The sequence below is a fragment of the Sinomicrobium sp. genome (assembly GCA_029266035.1).
Lineage (GTDB): Bacteria > Bacteroidota > Bacteroidia > Flavobacteriales > Flavobacteriaceae > Sinomicrobium.
Genome location: JAJUFH010000049.1, coordinates 1 through 4,144 on the forward strand (window position 1 = coordinate 1; position 4,144 = coordinate 4,144).

Here is a 4,144-nt window from a genome sequence, read left to right on the forward strand (position 1 = left end):
CTATGTCTTTTTGGTACGACAATCCGGCTAAAACACCTAAGGTATCCTCAAAAAAGAAAAAACTCCGGTGATCCATATAAAATCACCAGAGTTTGTTGTCTGTTTTTTTCGGAAATTAGCTTACTTCTGAAAGTGCCTAAAAAACCATAAAAAAAAGCCCCCGATTTCTCGAAGGCTTTACCTAAGGTGGTCCCACCTGGGCTCGAACCAGGGACCCCCTGATTATGAGTCAGGTGCTCTAACCAGCTGAGCTATAGGACCCGCATTTTGCGGATGCAATATTACTACATATTTTAATTTGCTGCAAACTTTTCGCTGTTTTTAATCGGCCTTATTTTGCAGTTTTTTCTGCGGATAAAGGCCGTGAAATATCCTGACAAAGTTCTACCAGCACTCCCTTGGTATCTCGGGGGTGTAGAAAGACAACCCTCTTGTTGTCGGCGCCGGGTTTAGGAGTCTCGTTCAATACCGTAAAGCCTTCTTTTTGCAACCTGCTGATCTCCGCTTCGATATCGTCTACATCAAAGGCTATATGGTGTATACCCTCTCCCCTCTTCTCTATAAAACGGTGAATAGGACTCTCCACATTGGTCGCTTCTAAGAGCTCTATCTTGCTTTCTCCTACTTGAAAAAAAGAGGTCTTTACCCCTTCGCTCTTCACCTCTTCGGTTTTATAGGGCGACACACCCAACAATTTGGTGTATACTTCGTTGGCGGCTTCTATATTGGAAACAGCAATACCGATATGTTCTATTTTTTTCATATTTCGGGTGTTTGTACAAATATACTTATTCGAAGGCTGTGCCCAAAAATGTGTTGTATCCCTCGATTTCACTTCTTTTTTACGGGCATCTGAGCGGTGTAAAGACGATTTATCTCCCTTCTCTGGTCTCGGCTTTGCTGTATTTGCTATTTTTGTACCATGGAAAGTAACAGACAAAAGAAAATAGCAGGAGTAATTCAGCGCGATTTGGCCGATATACTGCAGCGCGCTGCCTCGGAGAACGGAATGCAGGGGGTGCTGATTTCCGTGACCAAAGTATCGGTTACTACCGATCTCTCAATCGCTAAGGCATACCTCAGTATTTTTCCAAATGCCAAGAGCGGCGAACTTATGGCGGGTATAAAATCCAACGGCCCACTTATAAAACACGAGCTCGCACAACGCACTCGAAACCAATTGAGAAGGGTTCCAGAAATAGACTTTTTTATAGACGATTCTCTAGAGTATATAGACAAGATAGAGGAATCGCTTAAGGGAACAGAAAATCCCATTCAGAACCCGGATATGCTCGACAAGAGAAAAAAGTCTTAATCGTCCTTGCCTGAGTTAAGAGCTTTTAAGTCCCGACAGTGAGTTACAATAAAAATCGATAAATCCGGTTGCATATAAAGTGTACTTTCCGATATACATAGCAAAGCGATACCTGATCTCTAAAAGCAGTCAGAATGCGGTGAATATCATCAATCTGGTTACTTTTTTGGTGGTGGTTATAGGCGCTGCAGCCCTGTTTATCGTTCTCGCTGCCTTTGCCGGTCTCAAAACCTTTTCGCTTTCTTTTAGCAATGTCTTTGATCCCGACCTCAAAATAACGAGTAGTGAAGGCAAGTTTATTTCCTTTACCGCCAAAGAGGAAGAGCACCTTGCAAAAATTGAAGATATAGCTTGGTATTCCAGAGAAATCGAAGAGCAAGTCCTACTAGCTCACAAACAGAAAAACCACGTCGCCTTGGTAAAAGGCCTCGATACGCTTTATCCAAAAGTAGTACAAACAGATAGCATACTGTATTACGGCAATTGGTTTGACCACGAGTTCCGCGAAGTGGTTACAGGTATAGGTACTGCAAGTCTGCTAGGGCTAGCCTTAAACGACTATCAGTCGCCCTTAAAGTTGCTTGTCCCCAAACCGGGGAAGGGAAGTATCACTTCACAATCTACTCCGTATAACGAAGTGGCTGTCACCGTTTCGGGGGTTTATGCCGTTACGGAAGACCTGGATAAAAAATACGTATTTGCAGATTTGGAACTGGTGCAGAAAATGCTGCACAAAAATCCGAATGAGATTACCGGTATCAATATAAAACTCGCTCCGGGAGGCAGTATTTCACAGGCCAAAACGCAATTATCTGAGGTTTTCGACGGAAAAGTACTGGTAAGGGATCGCATAGAGCAAAACGATGCGCTATACCGTATGCTCAATACCGAAAATATGGCCACTTACCTCATCTTTACCTTGGTATTGGTGATTGCACTTTTTAATGTGGTAGGGGCAATTATCATGATGATACTAGACAAGCGAAAAAATCTGAATACGCTGTTCAGTATGGGAGCTCCTTTGAAGCAACTCAGGCGCATCTTCTTTATACAAGGAGTTATGGTAACTCTGATAGGAGGGGTTATGGGTATCGTATTAGGGGCGTTGCTCACCCTCTCACAGATTGCCTTTGGATGGCTTCTCATCACCCCTTCCCTGCCCTATCCGGTAGAGATTCACCTGTCTAATACGCTTATCGTATTCGGTACCATAATTGTACTGGGACTTATCGCCTCATGGATTGCTTCGGGACGTATTTCGGAAAAACTGATTCGGGAACAGTGACAAAGTTGTTGTACTTCCCTTATACCCTATACAAACTGATAATTTCCGAATTTTTCCAGTACCTCATCAAAAGTTGCAAAAACATCGGCGGCATCGTCTGAGGTGACCATTTTCTGGCGGTATTCTTTAAAATGGGGTATTCCCTTGAAGTAATTGGTGTAGTGCCTTCTCGTTTCAAATACGCCCAACTTCTCCCCTTTCCAATCGATAGCCATATTGAGGTGTCTTCGAGCGGCTTCTACCCTTTCGTCTATGGTGGGTGGTGCGAGATGGGTGCCGGTTTTAAAAAAGTGCTTTACTTCCTTAAAAAACCACGGATATCCTATACTGGCACGCCCTATCATAGCTCCGTCCAATCCGAACTTGTCGCGCATTTCGACTGCCTTTTCCGGACTGTCTACATCGCCGTTGCCAAAAACGGGAATATGCATTCTCGGATTGTTTTTTACCTCTGCTATAGGTCGCCAATCGGCTTCTCCCTTATACATCTGTACTCGGGTTCTTCCGTGTATAGATATAGCTTTAATTCCCACATCCTGAAGTCGTTCAGCTACTTCTACTATCTTTATAGAATTGCTGTCCCATCCCAATCGGGTCTTTACTGTTACGGGCAAATTGGTACGCTTTACTATTGCCTCGGTAAGTTTTACCATAAGCGGAATATCGCGAAGTATGCCGGAACCGGCATTTTTACACACTACCTTTTTTACCGGACAGCCATAATTGATATCGATAATATCGGGATTAGATTGTTCTACAATATCAATTGCCTGCAGCATAGAATCGAGTTCGGCACCGAAGATCTGTATCCCTACCGGACGCTCCTTTTCGTAAATGTCCAATTTTTGTACACTCTTGGCCGCATCGCGTATAAGTCCCTCAGACGAAATAAATTCGGTATACACCACATCTGCCCCCTGCTCCTTGCACAATGCGCGGAACGGAGGGTCGCTCACATCTTCCATAGGAGCCAGCAAAAGCGGAAAATCTCCTAATTCTATATTGCCTATCTCAACCACTATACCACAGTTTATTGCGCTGCAAAGATAAAGTAAAATTGCGAATGCCCTTGCAGATTGTCAAAGTGCAGAGATATCGCCGATTTTCTTTGAGCTCGCCAATGTAATCCTATGGTTGAAAAGAACAGAACTAAGGCTCCTCCCTTCGCCAAATCTTCAATCTCTTTGTCTCCAAAAACCCCAGTTCTATTAGGGTTTTCCTATATCAATAATTTATTCAAATCATATTTGTATTGAATAAATTTATTAAAATATCTTCCGAAAACCTTGCCTATCGTATAACATCAATTCGTCAATGGGGGAGACGCATTCGTCAATGGGGGGAGACGCAAAATTTTGCGTCTCTACGGTTTCTGATATATAACATTACAGCAATCGATACCGAATGACTACGCCTGAAATAGGTTGCCCTTTTTCGCAAGATAATACAACATGAAAAAATCAGGAACCCGACGAGTTTTTGACTTGGATTTAAAATTAAGTTTGGTAAGTCAGATTGAAAAGGGAGAATTAAAAGTATCAGAG

General features: G+C 43.0%; 4 protein-coding genes and 1 tRNA gene. 2 read left to right on the top strand and 3 right to left on the bottom strand.

What is annotated here, in order from left to right; genetic code table 11:
* Positions 1-187: 187 nt before the first annotated feature.
* Together ACYZZR_RS13230 and mce are read right to left on the bottom strand one after the other, a co-directional pair.
* A tRNA-Ile gene (locus ACYZZR_RS13230) sits at positions 188-261 on the bottom strand.
* Between the two features lie 70 nt (positions 262-331).
* Complete coding sequence (mce, locus tag ACYZZR_RS13235) at positions 332-763, bottom strand: methylmalonyl-CoA epimerase (protein WP_461534485.1); 432 nt, start codon at positions 761-763, stop codon at positions 332-334.
* 159 nt (positions 764-922) lie between these two features.
* Between mce and rbfA the strand changes: the two genes are divergently transcribed.
* Entirely contained in the window at positions 923-1,315 is a 393-nt protein-coding gene (gene rbfA / locus ACYZZR_RS13240) for a 30S ribosome-binding factor RbfA (RefSeq protein ID WP_461534486.1), read from the top strand.
* Positions 1,316-1,394: 79 nt separating this feature from the next.
* Positions 1,395-2,600, top strand: a complete 1,206-nt coding sequence (locus ACYZZR_RS13245) for an ABC transporter permease (protein ID WP_461534487.1) — start codon at positions 1,395-1,397, stop codon at positions 2,598-2,600.
* Between the two features lie 26 nt (positions 2,601-2,626).
* Here the strand turns inward: ACYZZR_RS13245 and dusB are convergent, their stop codons facing one another.
* Entirely contained in the window at positions 2,627-3,619 is a 993-nt protein-coding gene (gene dusB, locus ACYZZR_RS13250; protein ID WP_461534488.1) for a tRNA dihydrouridine synthase DusB, read from the bottom strand.
* Positions 3,620-4,144: the final 525 nt, after the last annotated feature.